Here is a 21,906-nt window from a genome sequence, read left to right on the forward strand (position 1 = left end):
CGCGCATTAGAGTGAGTCACGAGGACCTCCGTTTGAGTTGGTGTGACCGTCGACAAGCCACACCCAACGGGGGTCCTCCCCACTACGTCAACCCTTCCCAGTGTCACCAACCTGTCTGCCACCAACATCTAGGGGCGTGCCGTGGCGGCTCCCGATCGGCGTCGGAGGAGCACCCGCCGTGCGACTCCGTCGGTGCCGCTCGACGGGCGGCACCGACGCCTCAGTCGCGCGGCGGGAGGAGCCCGCGCTCCGTGAGCTCAGCGCGGAGGCGTCCGGCGCCGACGAAGAGGTGGGCGCGCATCCCGACGGCGCGGGCGCCCTTGACGTTGGCGGGCGAGTCGTCCACGAAGAGGGTCCGACTCGCGTCGAGGCCGTAGCGCTCGAGGAGGACGCGGTAGATCTCCGGCTCGGGCTTGGCGAGGTGCTCCTCGCCGGAGACGACGATCCCGGTGAAGCGCGGCAGCTGCGGCACCATGTGCCGGGTGCGCTCGAAGAGCACGTCGTGGAAGTTGGTGAGCGCGTACAGCGGGACGCCGGCGTCGAGGAGCTCGTCGACGATGGCACCGGTCCCGGGCACGGGACCGGTCTTCGTGTCGGCGAAGTGCTCCCAGTAGAGGCGCTGCAGGCGCTCCCAGTCGGGCCGGTCCGGGTGCGTCGACCGGAGGTCGTCGAGGATCTCCTCGAAGGGCGTTCCGCGGTCCGCCATCGCGTTGAGCCGGCCGAACTCGCCCGAGGAGACGAACTCGTCCCAGTCGGCCACGAGCACGCGACCGGCGACGGCGCCGACGGCGTCCCACGTGTACAGGACGTTGCCGTAGTCGAGGACGACGGAGTCGACCGGTCCGACGGCGTCCTGCGCCGTCGAACCGGTCGACCCCAATCGCTCGGGCGGCCGGGCACCGGGACGGACGGGTCCCTGAGCGCTGGCCGCCGTCGTCGGGCTCCCGGTGGTGGTGTCGGCGTCAGCGGGGCTCGTGGTGCTCGACTGCTCGCTCATGACCTCATGCTGTCACGGCAGGATGTCCTCGTAGTAGGTGCCCTTGAGCATCCGCGTGACGATCTTCCCGCCGGGGAGCTTGCCGTCGTTCATCGTCTTGGCGGCGGCGAGGAGGGCGCGCACGTCGTACTGGGCGGGCCAGATCGGTGGGATGTCGCGGTCCAGGTCGAGGAGCTGGTACACGGCCATCATGGCGGTGCGGGCGCTGCCCTCCGTGGTGAAGATGCAGTCGTCGGGGGTCTCGACGAACTGGCCGAGGAGGCCGAGGTTGGTGCAGCCCTCGGGGACGACGTCGGGGCGGTCGCCCTTGCCGCGCGGCCAGAAGAATGAGGTGATGTAGGGCATCGTCGCGAGACGGACCTTGGTGCGGGCCTTGATCTCCTCGAACTGGTCGAGCAGCCCGAAGTGGTAGCAGTACTCCTTGAGGATCTCCTCGCCGGTGCACTCGATCATCGGCTTGCGCACGCAGTCGCCCTTGGCGTGCGGGTAGAGCCCGTAGGCCCAGGCGACGCCCCAGTCCTTGGGCTGGGCGCGGAACTGCGGCTGGCGGTTCATCGTGAGGCTGAGGCACCAGCCGGAGTCCTCGGCGGTGATGATGCCGCCGGTGACGGTGCGGCCGGAGAGCGGGTCGTTGCCGGTGAGCTCCTGGATCTTGCGCAGGAACGGGTGGTCCTCCCCGATGAAGCTGAAGGAGACGGACTCCCAGACGGTCTCGCGCGGGTGGGAGCAGAAGACGTCGGGGCGGCCGAAGACGGAGGACTTCTTAGCGAGATTGCGCCACAGCGTCCAGGCGCCGCCGGGGCGGTCGGTGTAGAAGGGCGGGACGGTGTCCATGTCCCCGTAGCCGGTGGACTCAGTGCACGAGCCGATCGTGGCGAGGACGAGGTCCTTGGGGGCGACGTCGATCGTGTCCTCGGTGCCGTCGGCGCGGTGGTACCGGATGCCGGTGACGGTCTTGCGGCCGGCCGTGATCTCCATGTCGAGGTCGTCGACGCAGGTGTCGTACTGGAAGCGCACGCCCTTGTCCTTGAGCCAGCTGGTGAGCGGCAGGACGAAGGACTCGAACTGGTTGTAGCGGCTGAAGCGCAGGCAGGACAGGTCGGAGAAGCCGGGGAGGTACTGGAGGAAGCGGTGCATGTAGCGCTTCATCTCGGTGAGGGACTCGTACTGCTCGAAGGCGAACATCGTCTTGAACAGCGTGTAGAAGTTCGAGGCCAGGAAGTCAGCGTCGAACCAGTCCTCGATGGTCTTGTAGTAGGTGTCCTCCTCCTTGGCGAGGAGGAGGCGGACCACGGCGAGCTGGCCCTTCTTGTTGAGCCCCATCTTGTAGGTGTCGCGGCGCTTGCCCTGGTGGTGGATGACGCGGCAGGGGTCGACGTTGGGGTCGTTCTCGTTGACGGTGCGGAACTCGTCGAGGACGGTGTAGGGCTCGGGCATCTCGAGGGCGGGGATCTCGCGCATGATGTCCCAGAAGCACTCGAAGTGCTGGCCCATCTCGCGGCCGCCGCGGGCGATGAAGCCGCGCTCGGTGTCGCCGGCGCCGTCGAAGGAGCCGCCCGGCACGGCGAGCTGCTCGAGGATCGTGATGTTCTCCCCCGGCATCCTGCCGTCGCGGACGAGGTAGGCGGCGGCGATCAGGGAGGCGATCCCGGAGCCGACGAGGTAGGCGTGACGCTCGGCGACGTCGGCGGGCGGGGTCGGGTGGTTGTGCGTGTAGAGGCCGAGGTCGTTGTGCACGTAGGGCTTGCCGTCCGGGGAGACGGGGTAGGTCCGCTGGTAGACGTGCTGCGTGTTGGTCATGGTCGCCTCGCTGGTCCCGTCGGCTCTCGCCGACGTAGCGTCCCGTGCCGGCTCGCGCCGGTCGTGGAGCAGCCCTCGGTGGTCGCTGGCCGGGCGCGGGCTGCGGCGCCCGTCCAACAGGTACGAGTCTAGCGATACGCACCTGTATCTGTCCTGCGTTCCGCCTGGTCAGGAGCAGTGAACGACGGCGTCACCAGCACCGTCATCACCGTCACCAGAGCACGGTCGGGTCGAGCTCGATCCTCACGGCCTCCTCGCGTCGCGCGGAGCGCTCCCGCGCCCGGACGCGGAGCAGAGCGGCAAGCTCGCGCCCGCGGCTGACGGGGGCGCGCACGAGAGCCCGCACCTCCCCCGTCCGGGGCGCCTGCCCCCGGGTTGCCGGCGCCTCGACGGGGCCGAGCACCTCGAGGCCGGCCCCGGCGGCCTCGGCGAGCAGCGCCTCGACGGCGCGGCGCGGCCCGTCGAGCCGCGCGGTGCGCCACGCGGGCGGCAGGTGGAGCTCGGCGCGCTCGGCGAGCTCACGCCGGGCGAGTCCGGGCTGGTCCCACCGGATGAGCGCCTGCGCGGCGGTGGGCTCGGGACCGCCGAGGAGGATGACGCGCGCGCCCGGCTGGACGAGCACGACGGCGTTGGACCAGCGCCTCATCGCCTCGCTCACGGCCCCGAGCTCGGGCCGGGCGGACATCGCGGCGCCGTCGAGGAGGAGGGCCGCGCGGTAGCCGCCGAGCGCGGTGGGCTCGGCCCCGGGAGTGGCGACGACGAGGCGCGGGGAGTCGTCGACCTCGTCGATGACGCCGTGGCTCTCGCGTGCGCCGGAGACGACGACGGGCACCCCGGGGAAGGCACGGCCGAGCTCCTCGGCGGTGCGCGCCGAGCCGACGCTCAGCATGCGCAGGGCGCGGTTCCCGCAGGTGGCGCAGGTGAATGCTCCGACAAGTCGCCCGCACCATCGGCAGGTGACACGGCCCTCGCGGTCCATGGACAGCGGCCCGGAGCAGGCGGGGCAGCGGGCGGGGGTGCGGCACCGCGCGCAGGCGACGACGGGGGCGTAGCCGCCGCGGGGCACCTGGACGAGGACGGGGCCGTCGGCGAGCGCCTCCCGCAGGGCGCGGTGCGCGAGCGAGGGGATCCTGGCCCGGCCGGACGGCCCCTCGACCTCGAGCTCGATCTCGCCGGGGACCTCGACGCGCGGGAGTGCGCGGCGCACGAGCGCGCGCGGTGCGCGGAGCTCCCCCGCCCACCCGGCCTCGACGTAGGACTGCGCCTCGACGGAGCGCGAGTACCCGGCGAGCAGGAGCCCCGCGCCCTCGAGGCCGGAGCGCAGGGCGAGGACGGTGCGTGAGTGGACGTAGGGGGCGTGGCGCTCGTCGAGACGGTCGTCGCCGTCGTCCCACAGGACCATGAGCCCGAGGTCGGGCACCGGGGCGAAGGCCGCGGCGCGCGTGCCGACGGCGACGCGGGCGTGCCCGAGCAGGAGCCGGAGGAAGGACCGGTACCTGCGGGCCGGTCCGTGCTCGGCGGCCAGCGCGACGACGGGCTCCCCCTCGAGCTCGGCGCTCAGTGCCGCGGCGACGGCCTCGGCCTGCTCGGTGGTCGCGACGACGACGAGGACCCCTCGGCCCGCCGCGAGCGTCGCGGCGGCCGCCTCCGCCACGAGTGGCACCCAGCCGCGAACGAGGCCCTTGCGCTCGGGGAGGGCCGACCATGCCGCCCGGGGCGCGCCGCCCTCGGCAAGCGCGGCGAGCAGCGCGGTGCCGCCCTCGTAGGCGCCCCAGCCCTGCGGGCCGGTCTCGGGGACGGTCCAGGACGGCGTCTCGGGGGCCGGTTTGTCCCGCTCGGACCGCTCGGTGGTGGCGTGCCGGGCGGGGACGGCGAGGCGGATGACGTCCGAGCGGGTCCCGGCGGCGCGCACGGCGACGGCGTCGACGAGGCGGCGCGCCTCCTCGGGGAGGACGGGGAGGTCGGAGACGACACGGCGCAGGGCGGTGAGGCGCCCCGGGTGCGTCGTCGTGGTGGCGCGCTCCCAGACCCAGCCGTGCATCTCCTGCCCGCCGAAGCGGACGGTGACCCGGGTGCCCACGCCGGCGGCGACGTCGAGCTCGGGCGGGACGAGGTAGTCGAAGGGCCGGTCCAGGTGCGGGACGGGGGTGTCGAGGAGCACCCGCGCGACGGGCAGGGTGACCCCGGTGCCAGTGACCTCGCGCTCGGCGGGCGCGGGCGCGGCGAGGAGCGCGCCCTGGCCGGCCGTGCCCGGGCCGGCGGTGCCGGACTCCGCCATGCGTCCTTCTCCCGTTCGTCCTGCGGTGCGCGCCCAGGGTAGCCCGGGGCCACGACGCGAACGGGGCCGCCTCTGCGCGGGACCGTGACGGTCCCTGCCAGGCGGCCCCGGTGGAGCGCGATGCGCTCGACGAGCGGTGAGCGGCCGGTCAGGCGACGGCGGAGCGGAGCTCCTCGACGCGGTTCGGCTCCTCCCAGGAGAAGCCGGGGCGGCCGAAGTGGCCGTAGGAGCTCGTGGCGCGGTAGATCGGGCGGAGCAGGTCGAGGTCGCGGATGATGGCGGCCGGGCGGAGGTCGAAGACCTCGTCGACGGCGCCCTGGATCTTGGCGACCGGGACCGACTCGGTGCCGAAGGTCTCGACGTAGACGCCGACGGGGCGCGCCGAGCCGATCGCGTAGGCGACCTGGATCTCGCAGCGCTCAGCCAGGCCGGCGGCGACGACGTTCTTGGCGACCCATCGCATCGCGTAGGCGGCGGAGCGGTCGACCTTCGACGGGTCCTTGCCGGAGAAGGCGCCGCCGCCGTGGCGGGCCATGCCGCCGTAGGTGTCGACGATGATCTTGCGGCCGGTGAGCCCGGCGTCGCCGGCGGGGCCGCCGATGATGAACTGGCCGGACGGGTTGACGAGGACCTCGGCGTCGGCGGTGGCGAGGGTGAGTCCCTTCTCCTCCTCCGCCTCGAGCACGGGACGGATCACCTCGCGGGTGAGGGCGTCGGTGAGCCAGGCGCGGGAGCGGTCGGCGTCGTGCTGCGTGGAGACGACGATGTTCTCCAGCGTGACGGCGTCGTTCCCGTCGTAGCCGATGGTGACCTGGGTCTTGCCGTCGGGGCGCAGGCCCTCGACCACGCCCTGCTTGCGCACGGCGCTGAGCCGCTCGGCGAGGCGGTGGGCGAGGTGGATCGGCAGCGGCATGAGCTCGGCGGTGTCCGTGCAGGCGTAGCCGAACATGAGGCCCTGGTCCCCGGCGCCCTGGAAGTCGAGCGGGTCGAGATCGCCGGAGTCGTCGCGGACCTCGAGGGCCTTGTCGACGCCGGCGGCGATGTCGGAGGACTGCTGGCCGATGGAGACCGAGACGCCGCAAGACGTGCCGTCGAAGCAGACCTCGGAGGAGTCATAGCCGATGGACACGATCTCGGAGCGGACGATGTCGGGGATCTCGACGTACGCGCTGGTGCTGACCTCGCCGGCGACGTGGACGAGACCGGTGGTCACCATGGTCTCGACGGCGACGTGCGCGTGCGGGTCCTGCTCGAGGATGGCGTCGAGGATGGAGTCCGAGACTCGGTCGCAGACCTTGTCGGGGTGTCCCTCGGTGACGGACTCGGAGGTGAAGAGGCGAAGAGAGCTGGATGCCATGACGGTATGGGTCCTCGGTGCGGTAGTGGGCTCTGTGAGTGTACGGGGCGTGGCGGAGGGCTTGCGTGTCAGGCCCGCCACCACGGGCGCTGCGGGTAGTAGTGGCCCTCGGGATCGTCGGTGGGGCGCACGGCGAGGAACTGGTGGATCTGGATGTTGTTGCGCTCGAAGTTCCAGCGGGAGCCGGCCATGTAGAGGCCCCACAGGAGCGGGGTCTGCGGACCCACGGCCTCGACGGCCTCGTCCCAGTGCTCCTGGAGGTTCTCGCACCAGTGCTGGAGCGTCCAGGCGTAGTGCTGGCGGAGGTTCTCCTCGTGGATGACCTCGAGGCCGGAGTCCTCCAGGTGCTGGTGCACGACGCCGGGTGAGGCGAGCTCGCCGTCGGGGAAGACGTAGCGGTCGATGAAGGCGCCCGCGCGGTTGCCCTGGCGTGAGTCGCGGCGGGTGATCTGGTGGTTGAGGAGGCGGCCGCCGGGGCGGAGCATCGAGTACATCTTCGCGAAGTACTCGTCGTAGTGGCGAACGCCGACGTGCTCCATCATGCCGAGCGAGCAGATGCCGTCGAAGTTGCGCTCGGGGATCTCGCGGTAGTCCATGACGCGGGCCTCGGCGAGGTGGTCGAGGCCCTCACGCTTGAGCCACTCGTTCGCATAGGACGCCTGGGCCGCGGAGAGCGTGACGCCGATGCCCTGGACGCCGCGGCGGGCGGCGGCGACGAGGACGCTGCCCCAGCCGCAGCCGATGTCGAGGAGGCGTTGGCCGGGCTGGAGGTCGAGCTTGTCGAGCACGAGCCGGATCTTGTTCCACTCGGCGTCCTCGAGGGAGTCGGTGGGCTCGTCGAAGCAGGCACAGGTGTAGGTCATCGACGGGCCGAGCACCAGGCGGTAGTAGGCGTTGGACCGGTCGTAGTGGGAGGAGACGGTCTCGGAGTCGGCCTTCTCGGAGTGGGGACGCAGTCCCTTGAGGGTGCGCTTCCACATGGGGTCGGCCTCGGCCTCGGGGATCTCCGGGGTGCGCAGGTTGCGCACGCCGACGGTGGCGAGGAGACGACGGGCCTCGGCGGGCGAGGGGCGGCGCAGGCAGTGCTTGAGCTTCTCGAGGTCGTCGAAGGCCTCGTAGGGGTTGCCGGGCTGGACTCCCTCAGTGGTGATGTCGCCCATGAGGTAGGCGCGGGCGAGGCCGAGGTCGCCGGGGGCGGTGAGGGCGTACTGGATGGCTCGCGGGCGCGCGACGTGGAAGGTGACGGTCGCGCCCTCGGGGCCCGTCGCGCTGCCGTCGTAGCCGGTGAAGCGCACCGGCAGGGGTGGACGGAGCACCGTCTCGATCATCTCGGCGACTGTCATCGGGCTGGTGGACGCTCGGGTCAATGCAGGTCACTTCCGCGCGCGGTGCCGGGTTGCGAGGACCGCCGCGCGGTCGGTCCGTCTCCGACACCATAGGCACAGATCTCACCTCTCAGACCCGAGGGTTCCGGGTGAGAAGACAGTCAGGCCAGACGCGCCGCGATCAGGTTGACGAGCCCCTCCGCGATGTGGCCCTTGGAGCCGGAGACCCGGGTGACCTCCTCGCCCTCGCGGTCGAGGACGACGACGGCGGAGTCCACGTCCCCGAAGCCGACGCCGTCGCCGACGGCGTTGACGGCGAGCAGGTCGGCGCCCTTGCGGCGCGCCTTGGCGGCGCCGTGGGCGAGCACGTCCCCGGTGGCGTCGCCCGTCTCCGCGGCGAAGCCCACGACGAGAGTCCGTCCTCCGTCGGCGCGGGGCGGCTGAGCGACGAGGCCGGCGAGGACGTCGGGATTCTCGACGAGCTCGATGGGGGCCGGTCGCGTCGAGTGACCGGCCTCCGAGGAGCCCGGTGCGTCGACGCCGTGCTTCTTGATCTTGGTGCCGGAGACGACGGCGGGCCTGAAGTCGGCCACGGCGGCGGTCATGATGACGGCGTCCGCGTCGCCGCAGGCGCTGCGGACGGCTGCCTCAAGCTCCAGCGCCGTGCCCACGGTCACGACCTCGACACCCGCTGGCAGGAGCGACAGGACGTCGGCCTCGACGTTCGCGGCGACGAGCGTGACGGCGGCGCCGTGACGCGCGGCCTCGGCGGCGATGAGGGTGCCGAGCCTCCCGGAGGACCGGTTGCCGAGGAAGCGGACCGGGTCGAGGGGTTCGCGCGTGCCACCCGCGGAGACGACGACGTGCCGCCGTCCCAGGTCAGGCTCCGTGGTGGCGCCGGTACCTTGCGCGTCGACCTCGGCGTGCGCCTCCGCGAGCACGGCCAGCGCCTCGGCGACGACCCTCTCCGGCTCCGGGAAGCGGCCCACGCCGGAGTCGGCGCCGGTGAGACGACCGGAGTCGGGCTCGATGACGGTGACGCCCCGACGGCGCAGCGTGGCGACGTTCTCGACGGTCGCGGCGTTGAGCCACATCTGGGTGTGCATGGCCGGGGCGACGACGACGGGCGACGTCGCCGTGAGGACGGTCGCGGTGAGGAGGTCGTCGGCGCGGCCGGCGGCGAGGCGGGCGAGCAAGTCGGCGCTGGCCGGGGCGATGAGGACGAGCTCGGCCCACTCCCCCACGGCGACGTGCTCGACGGCGGCAGGGTCGTCGAAGACGCCCGTGTCGACGGGATGGCCGGAGACGGCCGCGAGGGCCGGTGCGCCGATGAAGCGCAGCGCGGCCTCGGTAGGGACGACGCGGACCTCGTGCCCGGCGGCCCGCAGGAGGCGGACGACGAAGGGAGCCTTGTAGGCCGCGATGGACCCGGAGACGCCGACGACGACGCGCCGCGTCCCCGTGGGGGTCGCGGCGCGCTGGGGCGAGCTGCTCATGGCTCGGTCGCTCCTCGTTCCGGTGGGGCGGACCCGTCCGGGTGTCAGAACTGGATGTCGTCCAGGGAGGTGGCGGTGCCGCCCTCCTGGCCGTCGTCGCCGAGCGAGATCGGGGAGTCGAGGGGGATGTCCGCGAACATGTCCTCCTCGGCGGCCTGGCGCGCGGCCTCGGCCTCAGCACGACGGGCACGGGCCTCGTCGCCGGGGATGACCTCGAGCTTGTCGCCGGCGATCTCGCGCAGGGCGATGCCGAGGGCCTTCTCCTCGGACTCGGTCTCCACGAGGGGGCCGAAGTAGTCGAACTGGTTGTCCTCGAGCTGCTGGGTGTAACTGTTGATCTGGCGGGCGCGCTTGGCGGCCTCCACCACGAGCGCGTACTTGGAGTCGACCTTCTCGAGCAGCTCGTCGATGGGCGGGTTGGTGATGCCCTCGGGCTGAGCGGAGGTTCCGAGCATGTGCTTCTCCTGCTTTCGTGGACTGACGTGGTCGCAGTTGCAACCGTGACAGTCTAGCCTGCCAGACCGAGGAGCCCCTCGAGCTCGTCCGTGGCACGCGCCACGGTGTCGTTGACGATGACGCGGTCGAACTCGTCGGCGGCGTCCATCTCGACGCGCGCGGTGGTCAGGCGCCGCTCCCGCTCGGACTCCCCCTCCGTGCCGCGGCCGACGAGGCGGCTCACGAGCTCGTCCCAGCTGGGGGGCGCGATGAAGACGAGCCGGGCCTCGGGCATCGACTCGCGCACCTGCCGGGCGCCCGCGAGGTCGATCTCGAGGAGTGCTGGCCTGCCGGCGTCGAGCTCGGCCTGGACGGGTCCGCGGGGCGTCCCGTAGCGGTTCTGCCCGTGGACGAGTGCCCACTCGAGCATCTGCCCGTCGGCGACGAGACGGTCGAACTGCGCGTCCGAGACGAAGTGGTAGTGCACGCCGTCGACCTCTCCGGGCCGGGGCGAGCGGGTGGTGGCCGAGACCGAAATGAACAGCTCCGGGTGGCGGCGCCGCAGCTCGGCCACGATCGTTCCCTTGCCGACAGCCGTGGGGCCGGCGACGACGGTCAGGCGGGGGGCTCGGGACGGAGTGGGGGCGCTCATGACCCGATCATCGCGCACGCCGGCAGCTGCACGAAGCCCGTTCGGGGCACCGTCGTGATCCTCACGCTCAGCCGAAGCGGCGGATGAGCTCGGCGCGCTGGTGGGCGCCGAGACCGCGGACCCTGCGGGAGGAGGAGACGCCGACCTGCGCCATGACGGCGCTCGCGGTGGTGGCACCGACGCGCGGCATCGACTGGAGGAGGGAGACGACCTTCATCTTCCCGAGGACCTCGTCCCCCTTGGCGGCGTCGAGGAACTCCGAGAGCCGCATGGAGCCGCTCTTGAGGGCGACCTTGACCTCGGCACGACGGGTGCGGGCCTGCGCGGCCTGGGCCAGGGCGTCGGCTCGCTGCTCCTGGGTGAGCACTGGCGGCACCATGGTCGGTCTCCTTCGTCGATAGACAATCGTCGGACAGGTCGAGGATACGGTGCCCGGGCACGATTGGGGAGCGGAACGGCGCCTGCAAAGCTGACTGCGGGGTCGTCGTCGAGGGCTCTCGGCGACGACCCCGCTGCTCAGGAGCCCGCGGTGTGGGAAGCGTCGCAACCACCGCGCGGGTGCGGCTGGACCTCGTCAGGCGCGCAGGGCGCGTGCCACGTGGTCGGTGGCGGCCACAGCCGCCTCGCGCAGGCTCGCCGTGTCCGGGCCGGCACGGAGGACGCCGCGGGAGGTCGAGGCGAGGACGTTGCGGCGCGCCGCTCCGAAGACGGCCTCGAGCTCGGCGGCGCCGGCGCCCTGGGCCCCGACGCCCGGAGCCAGCAGCGGGGCGTTCGCCGCGGCCAGGTCGATGCCGAGGCGGTCCACGGCCTCCCCGATCGTCGCGCCGACGACGAGGCCCACGCTCCCGAGCGTCCCGGCGGCCCGGGCGACCGCGTTGGAGTCGGTCGCGCCCTCGACGACGGCCCGGGCGACGGAGCGCTCCGACTCCCCCACCGCGTGCTGGACCGAGGCGCCCTCGGGGTTGGAGGTGAGCGCGAGGACGAAGACGCCCCGCCCGGTCTCGGCCGCGAGGTCGAGGGCCGGGGAGAGCGACCCGTAGCCCAGGTAGGGCGAGACGGTGATCGCGTCGGCGGCGAGCGGAGCGCCGTCGGCGAGGTAGGCCTGGGTGTAGCCGGCCATGGTCGAGCCGATGTCGCCGCGCTTCACGTCGAGGACGGAGAGCGTGTCCGCGTCGCGCAGCGCCGCGAGGGTCTCCTCCAGGACGGCGATCCCTGCGGAGCCGTGCCTCTCGAAGAAGGCCGACTGCGGCTTGACCGCGGCGACCCGTCCTCCCACGGCGTCGACGACCCGCAGGGCGAAGTCCCGCAGGCCTGCGGGGGTGTCGGGCAGCCCCCACGCCTCCAGGAGCGCGGCGTGCGGGTCGATGCCCACGCACAGGGGCCCCCGCTCGTCCATGGCCTCGGCCAGCCGGGCCCCGAAGGGCAGGGCGCCGGGCAGGTCCCCGCGGACCTCGTTGGTCAGGGCGTCGTCCGGGCTCATGCGTGCTCGCTCTCGATGGTGGTGATGGTGCGGACGCTCTCCGCGTCGGTGATGATCCAGTCGCCGGACAGGACGTCGGACTCGGCGCGCTCGACGCGGTCGGCGTCGTGCTCCTGGAGGCTGCGCACGGCGAAGGAGCCGTGCAGCTGGGCCTCGATCGCCTGGACGGCGGCCTGCAGCTCCTGGACCGTGGTGATGATGGGCTTGTCCGCGCTCGTCGTGGCCTCTCGGATGGCGTAGCCGTCGGCGCGGGCGCCCTGGCCCTTGGGGGTGTTGACGACCATGTCGACGGCGCCGGAGGCGATGAGCCCGACGATGGTCTGCGCGCCGCCGTCCCCGGCGCCCTCCGAGATCTTGCGGACTGCGGTGGCGGGGATGCCGTTGCGGCGCAGGACCTGGGCGGTGCCCGTGGTGGCGAGGATCCCGAATCCGAGCTCGGCCAGGCGGGCCACGGGCAGGACGATGGCCCGCTTGTCCCTGTCGGCGACGGAGACGAAGACCGTGCCCGCGGTCGGCAGGCCGCCGTAGGCGCCCGCCTGGGACTTGGCGAAGGCCCGGGGGAAGTCGACGTCGTAGCCCATGACCTCACCGGTCGAGCGCATCTCGGGGCCGAGGATCGTGTCGACGACCCGCCCGGAGCCGGTGCGGAACCGCTTGAACGGCAGCACCGCCTCCTTGACGGCGATCGGGTCGAAGGGGTCGGAGACGGAGGCGTCCTCCTCGGGCAGGACCCCGGCCTCCTTGAGCTCGGCGATCGACTCCCCCGCCATGAGGCGGGCGGCGGCCTTGGCGAGCTGGACGCCGGTGGCCTTCGAGACGAAGGGGACCGTGCGGCTGGCGCGCGGGTTCGCCTCGATGACGTAGAGCGTGTCGCTCATGAGGGCGTACTGGATGTTGATGAGGCCGCGCACGCCGACGCCCGCGGCGATAGCCTCCGTGGAACGGCGGATGCGCGCGATCTCCGTGTCGGACAGGGTCATCGGCGGCAGGACGCAGGCGGAGTCTCCCGAGTGGATGCCGGCCTCCTCGATGTGCTCCATGACGCCTCCGAGGAAGAGCTCGGTGCCGTCGTAGAGGGCGTCGACGTCGATCTCGACGGCGTCGTCGAGGAAGCGGTCGATGAGGAGCGGCCCGTTGGCGTAGGCGCCGCCCGGCTCCGCGCCGGCGCGGGCGAGGTAGTCCGTGAGGCCGTCCCGGTCGTAGACGATCTCCATGCCGCGACCGCCGAGCACGTAGCTGGGGCGGACGAGGACCGGGTAGCCGATGCCCTCGGCGGCGGCGAAGGACTGCTCGTCGGTGAGGGCGGTGCCGTGCTCGGGTGCGGGCAGGTTCGCCTGCTCGAGCACGACCCCGAAGACCTGGCGGTCCTCCGCGGCGTCGATGGCCTCGGGGCTGGTGCCGAGGATCGGGACCCCTGCCGCCTTGAGACGGCGCGCGAGCGACAGCGGGGTCTGCCCGCCGAGCTGGACCACGACGCCGGCGACGGGGCCGGCGGCCACCTCGGCGTCGTAGACCTCCATGACGTCCTCGAAGGTGAGGGGCTCGAAGTAGAGGCGGTCGGAGACGTCGTAGTCGGTGGAGACGGTCTCCGGGTTGCAGTTGACCATCACGGTCTCGTACCGCTCGGCGAGCGCCATGGTGGCGTGGACGCAGGAGTAGTCGAACTCGATGCCCTGGCCGATCCGGTTGGGCCCGGAGCCGAGGATGATGACGGCCTCGCGCTCGCGCGGGGCGACCTCGGTCTCCATGTCGTAGGACGAGTAGTGGTACGGGGTCCGGGCGGCGAACTCCGCGGCGCAGGTGTCCACGGTCTTGTAGACGGGGCGCAGCCCGAAGGCGTGGCGGACCTCGCGGACGGTGTCCTCGCTGATGGACCGCAGGTCCGCGACCTGCTGGTCGGAGAAGCCGTGGCGCTTGGCGGTGGCGAGGAGCTCGGCGGTGAGGGCCGGGGCGGTCCGGACCTCCTCGGCGACCTCCTGGAGGAGGACCATCTGGTCGAGGAACCAGGGGTCGATCTTGGTCGCCTCGAAGAGCTGCTCGACGGTGGCGCCGCCGCGGATGGCGCGCTGGAGGTCGAGGATGCGGTGCTCGGTGGGCGTCGCGATCGACTCCAGCAGCGCGGCGGTCTCCTCCGCGTCGGGCTTGTCCCCCGCCCAGGAGAAGACTGTGCCCTTCTTGTCGAGCGAGCGCATGGCCTTCTGGAGCGCCTCCGTGAAGGAGCGCCCGATGGCCATCGCCTCGCCGACGGACTTCATGGTGGTGGTGAGCAGCGGGTCCGCGCCCCGGAACTTCTCGAAGGCGAAGCGCGGGACCTTGACGACGACGTAGTCGAGGGTGGGCTCGAAGGAGGCGGGCGTCGAGCCCGTGATGTCGTTGGGGATCTCGTCGAGCGTGTACCCGACGGCGAGGCGGGCCGCGATCTTGGCGATCGGGAAGCCGGTCGCCTTGGAGGCCAGCGCGGAGGAGCGCGAGACGCGCGGGTTCATCTCGATGACGATGATGCGGCCGCTGGCGGGGTCGATGGCGAACTGGATGTTGCAGCCGCCGGTGTCCACGCCGACCTCGCGGATGACGGCGATGCCGATGTCGCGCAGGCGCTGCATCTCGCGGTCGGTGAGGGTGAGGGACGGGGCGACCGTGATGGAGTCGCCGGTGTGGACGCCGACGGGGTCGAGGTTCTCGATGGTGCACACGACGACGACGTTGTCCGCCTTGTCGCGCATGAGCTCGAGCTCGTACTCCTTCCAGCCGAGGATGGACTCCTCGAGGAGGACCTCGGTGGTGCGCGAGGCCGCGAGGCCGGAGCCGGCGATGCGCTCGAGGTCGGCCTCGTTGAAGGCGATGCCGGAGCCGAGGCCGCCCATGGTGAAGGAGGGCCGCACGACGACGGGGTAGCCGCCGAGCTCCTCGACGCCCGCGTGGCAGTCGTCCATCGAGTGGCAGATGACGGAGCGGGCCACCTCGGCGCCGCAGCGCTCGACGACCTTCTTGAACTCGTCACGGTCCTCGCCGGCGTTGATGGCGGCGGCGTTGGCGCCGATGAGCTCGACGCCGTACTGCTCGAGGACGCCGGCCTCGACGAGGCTCATGGCCGCGTTGAGGGCCGTCTGGCCGCCGAGCGTGGGCAGGAGGGCGTCGGGGCGCTCCTTGGCGATGATCGAGGTGAGCACCTCGCTCGTGATGGGCTCGATGTAGGTGGCGTCGGCGACGTCGGGGTCCGTCATGATCGTCGCCGGGTTGGAGTTGACGAGGATGACGCGGATGCCCTCGGAGCGCAGGACGCGGCAGGCCTGCGTGCCGGAGTAGTCGAACTCGCAGGCCTGGCCGATGACGATCGGGCCGGAGCCGATGACGAGGACGGAGCTGATGTCGTTCCGCAGGGGCATGTCAGTTCTCCTCCCCCGCCGGTGCGGCGGACGGGTCGGTCGCGGGCGCCTCGCGGTTCTCGCGCATGAGGCGGATGAAGCGGTCGAAGAGGTGCTCGCCGTCGTGGGGGCCGGCGGCGGCCTCGGGGTGGTACTGGACCGAGAAGGCGGGCAGGTCGAGGGCCCGCAGGCCCTCGACGACGCCGTCGTTGAGGTCCGTGTGGGAGACCTCGACGCGTCCGTAGCGACCCCCGTCGAACGGCGCGACCGAGGGGGCGTCGACGGGGGCGTCGACGGCGAAGCCGTGGTTGTGGGCGGTGATCTCGACGCGGCCGGTGGCGCGGTCGAGCACGGGCTGGTTGACGCCGCGGTGGCCGTAGGCGAGCTTGTAGGTCCCGTAGCCGAGCGCCCGGCCGAGGATCTGGTTGCCGAGGCAGATCCCGAAGAAGGGGATCCGCGCGTCGAGGACGCCGCGCAGCAGCTCGACCTCGCTCGTGGCGGTGCCGGGGTCGCCCGGACCGTTGGAGAAGAAGACGCCGTCCGGGTTCAGGGCGAGGACCTCGTCAAAGGTCGTCGACTGCGGCAGCACGTGGACGCGCACGCCGCGCTCGGCGAGCTGCCAGGGGGAGCGGGACTTGATGCCGAGGTCGATGGCGGCGACGACGGCGACGGGCTCGCGCCCCTCGTGGTCGCCGGAGGGCTCGACGACGTAGCCCTCGGGGGTGGAGACCTCGGCGGCGAGCGCCTGACCCGTCATCTCGGGCTCGGCGCGGACGGCGCCGAGGCAGACGTCGACGGCGGCCTGGGAGGGACCGGCGGCGTCCGCGGCTCCGGCGGGCAGCGCGTCGCCGGAGAAGATGCCGGCGCGCATGGCGCCGCGCTCGCGCAGGTGCCGGGTGAGGGCACGGGTGTCGACCTCGCAGATCCCGACGACCTCGGAGTCGGCGAGCTCGTCCTCCAGCTCGCGGCGGGCGCGCCAGGAGGAGGCGCGGCGGGCGGGGTCGCGCACGACGTAGCCGGCCACCCAGATGCGGGCGGACTCAGGGTCCTCGTCGTTGACGCCCGTGTTGCCGATGTGGGGGGCGGTCTGGACGACGATCTGGCGGTGGTAGGACGGGTCGGTGAGGGTCTCCTGGTAGCCGGTCATGCCGGTGTTGAAGACGATCTCACCGACCGTCCGTCCCGTGGCGCCGTAGGCGCGTCCGCGTAGGACGTAGCCGTCCTCGAGGACGAGCAGCGCGGTCCCCCGCGCGCTCGTGGAACGGGCCGTGGGCCCCTCGGTGGTGCTGGCGGGGGAGGTCATGCGACTCAGTCCTCCTGGTTGATGGGGTGGGCGACGGGCTCGCCGTCCAGGACGGTGGGCCGACCGTGCAGGAAGGTGGCGACCACCTTGCCGGGCAGCTCCATCCCCGCGTACGGGGTGTTCGTCGAGTGCGTCCACTGGGCCCGCGGGTCCACGGTGCGGCGCACCTCGGGATCGACGACGGCGATGTTGGCCGGGGCGCCGACCTCGAGTCCCTGACCCTGGTCGGCTGCGCGGCCGATGAGGGCGGGGGCGGTGGACATGACGCGGGCGAGGTCGCGCCAGCTCATGCGTCCGGGGGCGACCATCGTCTCGATGAGGACGGACAGGGCCGTCTCGAGACCGGTCATGCCGAAGGCGCCGGCCTGCCACTCGCAGTCCTTCGACTCAAGCGGGTGCGGGGCGTGGTCGGTACCGATGACGTCGATGGTGCCGTCGGCGAGGGCAGCGCGCAGGGCCTCGACGTCGGCGGCGGTGCGCAGCGGCGGGTTGACCTTGTACAGGGGCGAGTAGGTGCGGGCCATCTCGTCGGTGAGGAGGAGGTGGTGCGGGGTGGCCTCGGCGGTGACGTCGATGCCGCGGCCCTTGGCCCAGCGGATGATGTCGACGCTGCCAGCGGTGGAGACGTGGCAGACGTGGAGGCGGGAACCGACGTGCTCGGCGAGGAGGACGTCGCGCGCGATGACCGACTCCTCGGCGACGGCGGGCCAGCCGCGCAGACCGAGCTCGGCGGAGACGGCGCCCTCGTGCATCTGGGCGCCGTCGGTGAGGCGGGGGTCCTGGGCGTGCTGCGCGATGACGCCGTCGAAGGCCTTGACGTACTCGAGCGCCCGGCGCATGAGGACGGGGTCGGAGACGCAGGAGCCGTCGTCGGAGAAGACGCGGACCTGGGCGGCGGAGCTGGCCATGGCGCCCATCTCGGAGAGATGCTCGCCCTTGCGGCCTTCGCTGACGGCCCCGATGGGGTGGACGTCGACGTAGCCGGCCTCGCGCCCCAGGCGCAGGACCTGCTCGACGACGCCGGCGTTGTCCTGGACGGGGTTGGTGTTGGCCATGGCGAACACGGCCGTGTAGCCGCCGACGGCGGCGGCGCGTGTGCCGGAGAGGACGGTCTCGGCGGACTCGCCGCCGGGCTCGCGCAGGTGGGTGTGGAGGTCGACGAGGCCGGGCAGGGCGACGAGGCCGGCGAGGTCGTGGCGGACGACGTCGTCGGGCGCCTGGTCCGCGGCGTCGGCGCCGACGGCCGCGATGACGCCGTCGGTGACGAGGAGGTCGACGGCGTCCTCGCCGTAGGGGCGGACTCCGGTGAGCAGGTGGGAGGTCACAGCTGGTTCCCTTCGTCGGCGAGGAGGAGGTAGAGGGCGGCCATGCGGACGGAGACGCCGTTGCCGACCTGCTCGATGACGCGCGAGCGCGGGTCGTCGGCGGCGTCGGCGGTGATCTCGAGGCCTCGGTTCATGGGGCCGGGGTGCATGACGATGGCGTGCTCGGGCATGGCCTCGCGGCGGGCGAGGTTGAGGCCGTAGGCGTGGGAGTACTCGGCGGGGCTCGGGAAGAAGCCGCCGCCGGCGGCGCTCATGCGCTCGCGCTGGACGCGGAGCATCATGACGGCGTCCGGGCGGACCGAGGCGATGGCGTCGTCGAGGTCGTAGGAGACGTCGCAGGTCCAGGACTCCATGCCGACGGGCAGGAGCGTGGGCGGGGCGACGAGGGTGACGTGCGCGCCGAGCGTCGTGAGGAGGTCGACGTTGGAGCGGGCGACGCGGGAGTGGAGGACGTCTCCGACGATGACGACCTCGGCTCCGGCCAGGTCGCGGCCGGCCGGGGCGGGCGAGCCGTCGGCGGTGCCGGCGGGGGCGCCGGGGACGTACCAGCGGCGCAGGGTCATGGCGTCGAGGAGCGCCTGCGTGGGGTGCTGGTGCTTGCCGTCGCCGGCGTTGAGGACGGGGACGTCGATCCAGCCGGCGTGGGCGAGGAGGTGGGCGGCGCCGTCGGCTGAGTGTCGGACGACGACGGCGTCGGCGCCCATCGCCATGATCGTCTGGGCTGTGTCCTTCAGGGACTCGCCCTTGGAGACCGAGGAGCCCTTGGCCGAGAAGTTGATGACGTCGGCGCTCAGGCGCTTGGCGGCCGCCTCGAAGGACAGGCGCGTGCGCGTGGAGTCCTCGAAGAAGAGGTTGACGACGGTCTTGCCGCGCAGGGTGGGGAGCTTCTTGACCGCGTGCTGCTGGGTGGCGGCCATCGCCTCGGCGGTGTCGAGGAGCTGGAGGGCGTCCTCGAGGCTGAGGTCCTTGGCGGAGAGCAGGTGCTTCATCGGGTGGCCTCCTCGTGGCCCTCGGCGGCCGCGCCGCTCGCCTGGATGGTGACGGCGTCGTCGGCGGCGCCGAGCTCGGTGAGGGAGACGACGACCTTCTCAGCGCGCGAGGTCGGCAGGTTCTTGCCGACGTAGTCGGCGCGGATGGGGAGCTCGCGGTGGCCGCGGTCGACGAGGACGGCGAGCTGGACGGCGCCGGCGCGACCGATGGAGCCGAGGGCGTCGAGGGCGGCGCGGATGGTCCGGCCGGAGTAGAGGACATCGTCGACGAGGATGACGGTCTTGCCCTCGAGGGTCTCGCCCGGGATCCGGGTGGGCTGGGGGACGCGGATGGGGTGACGGCCGAGGTCGTCGCGGTACATCGTGATGTCGAGGGTGCCGACGGGCACGCGCTCGGGCTCGGGGATCCCGGCGAGGCGGGCGTCCTCGGCGGCGGCGTGGGCGAGGGCCTCGCTCAGTCGCTGGGCGAGCGGCACACCGGCCGAAGGGATGCCGAGGAGGACGACGTCGTCCAGTCCTCGGTTGCGCTCGATGATCTCGTGCGCGATGCGGAAGAGGGAGCGCGCGATCTCGGGGGCTCCGAGGATCTGCTTCCCGGTGGACTGCGGTTCGGCCACGGTGCGTGGACCTCCTTCCCCGCCTCACGGGACGGGCTTCAAGGATGTCTGACGGCCCCGATGCTAGCCTCTCCGAGGAGGGCTCGTGCACCAGGGACGCCGGCCGGACCGGCCTCGTGAGCAGGATCACTCACCCGAGCGCATAGGTATGCGTCGGTTCAGGACTGTCCCCGGAGCAGCTGGTCGAGGGACAGCGGGGGGCGACCGGTAAGGCGCTCGACGTCACCGGTGACGGCTGCGAGCTCGCCGGAGGCGATAGCCGTGTAGGTGCTCACCCACCCGTCGACCTCCCAGGCGGGCGCGCCGTACGAGGCACGGGACGCGTAGGCCTCCTCCACCGTTTCCTCCTTGTACACCGCCGGTCGGCCGTGCTCCGTGAGGACGCGGGCGACCTCGACGAGACTGAGGGACTCAGGGCCGGTGAGGTCGTAGGCGGCACCGCGATGACGGGCGGCCGCCGCGCCCCCCGCCGCCAGGTCGGTGAGGACCGCGGCGGCGCTCCGCGCGACGTCGGCTCGTGCGACCGCCCCGACCCGACCACCGCTCGGTCCGGCGGGCCCGGCGATGACGCCGTCGACGGCGAGGTCCGGGAGGAAGTCGAGGTAGAAGGAGTCCCGCAGGGCCGTCCAGGCGATGCCGGAGGCGCGCAGCGCCTCCTCCGTCGCCCAGTGCGTCCGGGCGAAGGTGAAGGTGGCGTCGGGCGAGGCGGCCAGGAAGCTCGTGTAGACGATGTGCTGCACGCCCGCGTCGGCGGCGGCCGAGATGAGGCTGCGGTGCTGCTCGAGCCGGTCGGCGGCCTCGGACGCGGAGACCATGAGGAGGAGGTGCGTGCCGACGAGCGCCTCACGTGCCGCGTCGGCGTCCCCGTAGGAGGCTGCGGCGACCTCGGCCGCGCCCGCGCTGGCCCACTGCGGGGCTCGCGACGGATCGCGGACGAGAAGCCGCAGGGGCAGGCCCTCATCACGCAGGGCCTCGGCGACAGCACCCCCGATCCGACCGGTCGCGCCGGTGACGGCGATGGTGGGGACGGCTCCAGGCTCCAGGTTGCTCACGCACCCACTATACGTCGACTCGATGTAGTCGCCGCCCTTGGACGTCAGACGGCCCGGCACCCCGCGGGGTGCCGGGCCGTGCACGCGCTCGACGGCGCGGCAGCTGCAAGCGAGGCCGTCAGCGCAGCGTGTCGGCGAGGTCGTCAGCGCAGCGTGTCGGCGAGGTCGCCGATCCGGCCCAGGAGGCCGTTGAGGTAGCGCGGTGACTCGTCGGTGGAGAGCATCCGGGCGAGCGTCATCGCCTCGTCGAGAGCGACCGGCGCGTCGACGTCGTCGTTCCAGACGATCTCCCAGGTGGCGACGCGGGCGATGGCCCGGTCCACGGCCGGCATGCGGGAGAGCGTCCAGCCCTGGGCGTAGGTCTCGATGGTGTCGTCGACCTCGCTGAGGTGGTCGGCGACGCCGGTGAGGATCTCGCGGGCGTAGGCGGGCGCCTCCGTGTGGTTGGCGGAGTGGACGGCCCGCTCGGCGGCGAACTCGCGGAGGCGCTCGGCGGGCTCGCGCTCGTCGTCGGGCTCCTCGAGGGCCGTGTCGTCCTCGTCCTCGACGAGGTACCAGTCCTCACGGTTCATCCGGTCCTCGATCTCGCGCTCGCGCTCCTCGCGGGAGCGGAAGTCGCGGTCGTAGCCCGGGCGGGCGTCGCGGTCCTCGTCCTGACGGGGGTCCTGGGCGTTGTTGACGCGCAGGAGGCCGCGCTGGTCGGCCTCGAAGAGGATCTCGACGGCGCGGCGGCGGGCCTTGGTGCGAGCCGTGACCGTGTGCTTGACCTGGCCGCCCTTGGCGCGGGAGGCCCCGCCGTCGGTGTCGGCGGCGGGGCTCCCGGGCTGGGCGGCGTTCTCGGTGTCGCTCATGCGGTGGTGCGCGTCAGTCGGTGACGCGGGAGATGTAGCTGCCCGAGCGGGTGTCGACCTTGACCTTGTCGCCCTCGTTGAGGAAGAGCGGGACCTGGATCTCGGTGCCGGTCTCGAGCGTGGCGGGCTTGGTGCCGGCGCTGGAGCGGTCGCCCTGCAGGCCGGGCTCGGTGTGGGAGACGGTGAGGACGACGGCGGCGGGGAGCTCGACGAAGAGGACGTTCTCCTCGTGGAAGGCGACGATGACGTCCTGGCCCTCGAGCATGTACTTGGCGGCGTCGCCGACAGTCTCGGCGGAGACGTAGGTCTGCTCGTAGGTGCTCATGTCCATGAACACGAAGTCGTCGCCGTCCTTGTAGGAGTACTGCATGTCGCGGCGGTCGACGGTCGCGGTCTCGATCTTGAGGCCGGCGTTGAAGGTCTTGTCCACGGTCTTGCCGGACAGGACGTTCTTGAGCTTGGTGCGCACGAAGGCGGGGCCCTTGCCCGGCTTGACGTGCTGGAACTCGACCACCTGCCACAGCTGGCCCTCGATGTTGAGAACCAGGCCGTTCTTCAGGTCGTTCGTCGTTGCCACGAGCGGA

17 protein-coding genes and 2 pseudogenes are annotated in these 21,906 nt (G+C 72.4%); all 19 read right to left on the minus strand.

Annotated elements, in window-relative coordinates; genetic code table 11:
• Window positions 1-220 precede the first annotated feature (220 nt).
• Window positions 221-997 carry an HAD family hydrolase gene (locus IXW69_RS06650; RefSeq protein WP_194785579.1) on the minus strand — a complete coding sequence of 259 codons (777 nt, stop codon included), beginning with the start codon at window positions 995-997 and terminating at the stop codon, window positions 221-223.
• Between the two features lie 12 nt (window positions 998-1,009).
• A complete protein-coding gene (locus IXW69_RS06655; RefSeq protein ID WP_194785580.1) occupies window positions 1,010-2,797 on the minus strand; it encodes an oleate hydratase in 1,788 nt (595 codons plus the stop codon).
• A gap of 211 nt (window positions 2,798-3,008) precedes the next feature.
• Window positions 3,009-5,075, minus strand: coding sequence for a primosomal protein N' family DNA-binding protein (locus IXW69_RS06660; RefSeq protein ID WP_194785581.1), 2,067 nt, complete (start codon window positions 5,073-5,075; stop codon window positions 3,009-3,011).
• Window positions 5,076-5,223: 148 nt separating this feature from the next.
• On the minus strand, window positions 5,224-6,432 hold the full coding sequence (metK, locus tag IXW69_RS06665) for a methionine adenosyltransferase (RefSeq protein ID WP_194785582.1): 1,209 nt from the start codon (window positions 6,430-6,432) through the stop codon (window positions 5,224-5,226).
• A 68-nt stretch (window positions 6,433-6,500) separates the two neighbouring features.
• Window positions 6,501-7,775 (minus strand): SAM-dependent methyltransferase, encoded by a 1,275-nt coding sequence (locus tag IXW69_RS06670; RefSeq protein ID WP_194785583.1) that lies wholly within the window; start codon window positions 7,773-7,775, stop codon window positions 6,501-6,503.
• A gap of 143 nt (window positions 7,776-7,918) precedes the next feature.
• On the minus strand, window positions 7,919-9,253 hold the full coding sequence (gene coaBC / locus IXW69_RS06675; protein WP_194785584.1) for a bifunctional phosphopantothenoylcysteine decarboxylase/phosphopantothenate--cysteine ligase CoaBC: 1,335 nt from the start codon (window positions 9,251-9,253) through the stop codon (window positions 7,919-7,921).
• 44 nt (window positions 9,254-9,297) lie between these two features.
• A complete protein-coding gene (gene rpoZ, locus IXW69_RS06680; protein ID WP_194785585.1) occupies window positions 9,298-9,708 on the minus strand; it encodes a DNA-directed RNA polymerase subunit omega in 411 nt (136 codons plus the stop codon).
• Window positions 9,709-9,761: 53 nt separating this feature from the next.
• Entirely contained in the window at window positions 9,762-10,340 is a 579-nt protein-coding gene (gmk, locus tag IXW69_RS06685; protein ID WP_194785586.1) for a guanylate kinase, read from the minus strand.
• A gap of 67 nt (window positions 10,341-10,407) precedes the next feature.
• Window positions 10,408-10,719: an integration host factor, actinobacterial type gene (gene mihF, locus IXW69_RS06690; RefSeq protein WP_194785587.1), complete on the minus strand. Its 312-nt coding sequence runs from the start codon at window positions 10,717-10,719 to the stop codon at window positions 10,408-10,410.
• Window positions 10,720-10,914: 195 nt separating this feature from the next.
• The gene (gene pyrF / locus IXW69_RS06695; protein ID WP_194785588.1) at window positions 10,915-11,820 is read right to left on the minus strand and encodes an orotidine-5'-phosphate decarboxylase; all 906 of its coding nucleotides are present in this window, start codon (window positions 11,818-11,820) and stop codon (window positions 10,915-10,917) included.
• Window positions 11,817-15,206, minus strand: coding sequence for a carbamoyl-phosphate synthase large subunit (gene carB / locus IXW69_RS06700; RefSeq protein WP_194785589.1), 3,390 nt, complete (start codon window positions 15,204-15,206; stop codon window positions 11,817-11,819). Before carB ends, pyrF begins: the two co-directional genes overlap by 4 nt.
• A gap of 1 nt (window position 15,207) precedes the next feature.
• Window positions 15,208-16,488: a glutamine-hydrolyzing carbamoyl-phosphate synthase small subunit gene (carA, locus tag IXW69_RS06705; protein ID WP_194785590.1), complete on the minus strand. Its 1,281-nt coding sequence runs from the start codon at window positions 16,486-16,488 to the stop codon at window positions 15,208-15,210.
• 5 nt (window positions 16,489-16,493) lie between these two features.
• Window positions 16,494-17,813 (minus strand): dihydroorotase, encoded by a 1,320-nt coding sequence (locus IXW69_RS06710; RefSeq protein WP_194785591.1) that lies wholly within the window; start codon window positions 17,811-17,813, stop codon window positions 16,494-16,496.
• On the minus strand, window positions 17,810-18,802 hold the full coding sequence (locus IXW69_RS06715; protein ID WP_194785592.1) for an aspartate carbamoyltransferase catalytic subunit: 993 nt from the start codon (window positions 18,800-18,802) through the stop codon (window positions 17,810-17,812). The genes IXW69_RS06710 and IXW69_RS06715 overlap by 4 nt, the downstream gene beginning before the upstream one ends.
• Window positions 18,799-19,419 (minus strand): bifunctional pyr operon transcriptional regulator/uracil phosphoribosyltransferase PyrR, encoded by a 621-nt coding sequence (gene pyrR, locus IXW69_RS06720; RefSeq protein ID WP_194785593.1) that lies wholly within the window; start codon window positions 19,417-19,419, stop codon window positions 18,799-18,801. Before pyrR ends, IXW69_RS06715 begins: the two co-directional genes overlap by 4 nt.
• A 158-nt stretch (window positions 19,420-19,577) precedes the next feature.
• The gene (locus IXW69_RS06725) at window positions 19,578-20,471 is read right to left on the minus strand and encodes an SDR family oxidoreductase (protein ID WP_323745214.1); all 894 of its coding nucleotides are present in this window, start codon (window positions 20,469-20,471) and stop codon (window positions 19,578-19,580) included.
• Window positions 20,472-20,614: 143 nt separating this feature from the next.
• A pseudogene (gene nusB, locus IXW69_RS12030) lies at window positions 20,615-20,971 on the minus strand (transcription antitermination factor NusB); the annotation flags it as partial.
• A gap of 183 nt (window positions 20,972-21,154) precedes the next feature.
• Window positions 21,155-21,322: pseudogene (locus IXW69_RS12035) on the minus strand (transcription antitermination factor NusB); the annotation flags it as partial.
• Between the two features lie 13 nt (window positions 21,323-21,335).
• Complete coding sequence (gene efp, locus IXW69_RS06740; RefSeq protein ID WP_194785594.1) at window positions 21,336-21,899, minus strand: elongation factor P; 564 nt, start codon at window positions 21,897-21,899, stop codon at window positions 21,336-21,338.
• Window positions 21,900-21,906: the final 7 nt, after the last annotated feature.

It is taken from the genome of Actinomyces haliotis (genome assembly GCF_015355765.1).
GTDB classification, from domain to species: Bacteria; Actinomycetota; Actinomycetes; order Actinomycetales; family Actinomycetaceae; genus Actinomyces; species Actinomyces haliotis.

Coding starts and splice junctions, on each gene's coding strand:
- IXW69_RS06715 (WP_194785592.1), bottom strand. CDS start 18,802: ATGAAGCACCTGCTCTCCGCCAAGGACCTCAGCCTCGAGGACGCCCTC.
- metK (WP_194785582.1), bottom strand. CDS start 6,432: ATGGCATCCAGCTCTCTTCGCCTCTTCACCTCCGAGTCCGTCACCGAG.
- mihF (WP_194785587.1), bottom strand. CDS start 10,719: ATGGTGCCGCCAGTGCTCACCCAGGAGCAGCGAGCCGACGCCCTGGCC.
- carB (WP_194785589.1), bottom strand. CDS start 15,206: ATGCCCCTGCGGAACGACATCAGCTCCGTCCTCGTCATCGGCTCCGGC.
- IXW69_RS06650 (WP_194785579.1), bottom strand. CDS start 997: ATGAGCGAGCAGTCGAGCACCACGAGCCCCGCTGACGCCGACACCACC.
- IXW69_RS06660 (WP_194785581.1), bottom strand. CDS start 5,075: ATGGCGGAGTCCGGCACCGCCGGCCCGGGCACGGCCGGCCAGGGCGCG.
- IXW69_RS06655 (WP_194785580.1), bottom strand. CDS start 2,797: ATGACCAACACGCAGCACGTCTACCAGCGGACCTACCCCGTCTCCCCG.
- coaBC (WP_194785584.1), bottom strand. CDS start 9,253: ATGAGCAGCTCGCCCCAGCGCGCCGCGACCCCCACGGGGACGCGGCGC.
- rpoZ (WP_194785585.1), bottom strand. CDS start 9,708: ATGCTCGGAACCTCCGCTCAGCCCGAGGGCATCACCAACCCGCCCATC.
- pyrF (WP_194785588.1), bottom strand. CDS start 11,820: ATGAGCCCGGACGACGCCCTGACCAACGAGGTCCGCGGGGACCTGCCC.
- gmk (WP_194785586.1), bottom strand. CDS start 10,340: ATGAGCGCCCCCACTCCGTCCCGAGCCCCCCGCCTGACCGTCGTCGCC.
- carA (WP_194785590.1), bottom strand. CDS start 16,488: ATGACCTCCCCCGCCAGCACCACCGAGGGGCCCACGGCCCGTTCCACG.
- IXW69_RS06670 (WP_194785583.1), bottom strand. CDS start 7,775: ATGACAGTCGCCGAGATGATCGAGACGGTGCTCCGTCCACCCCTGCCG.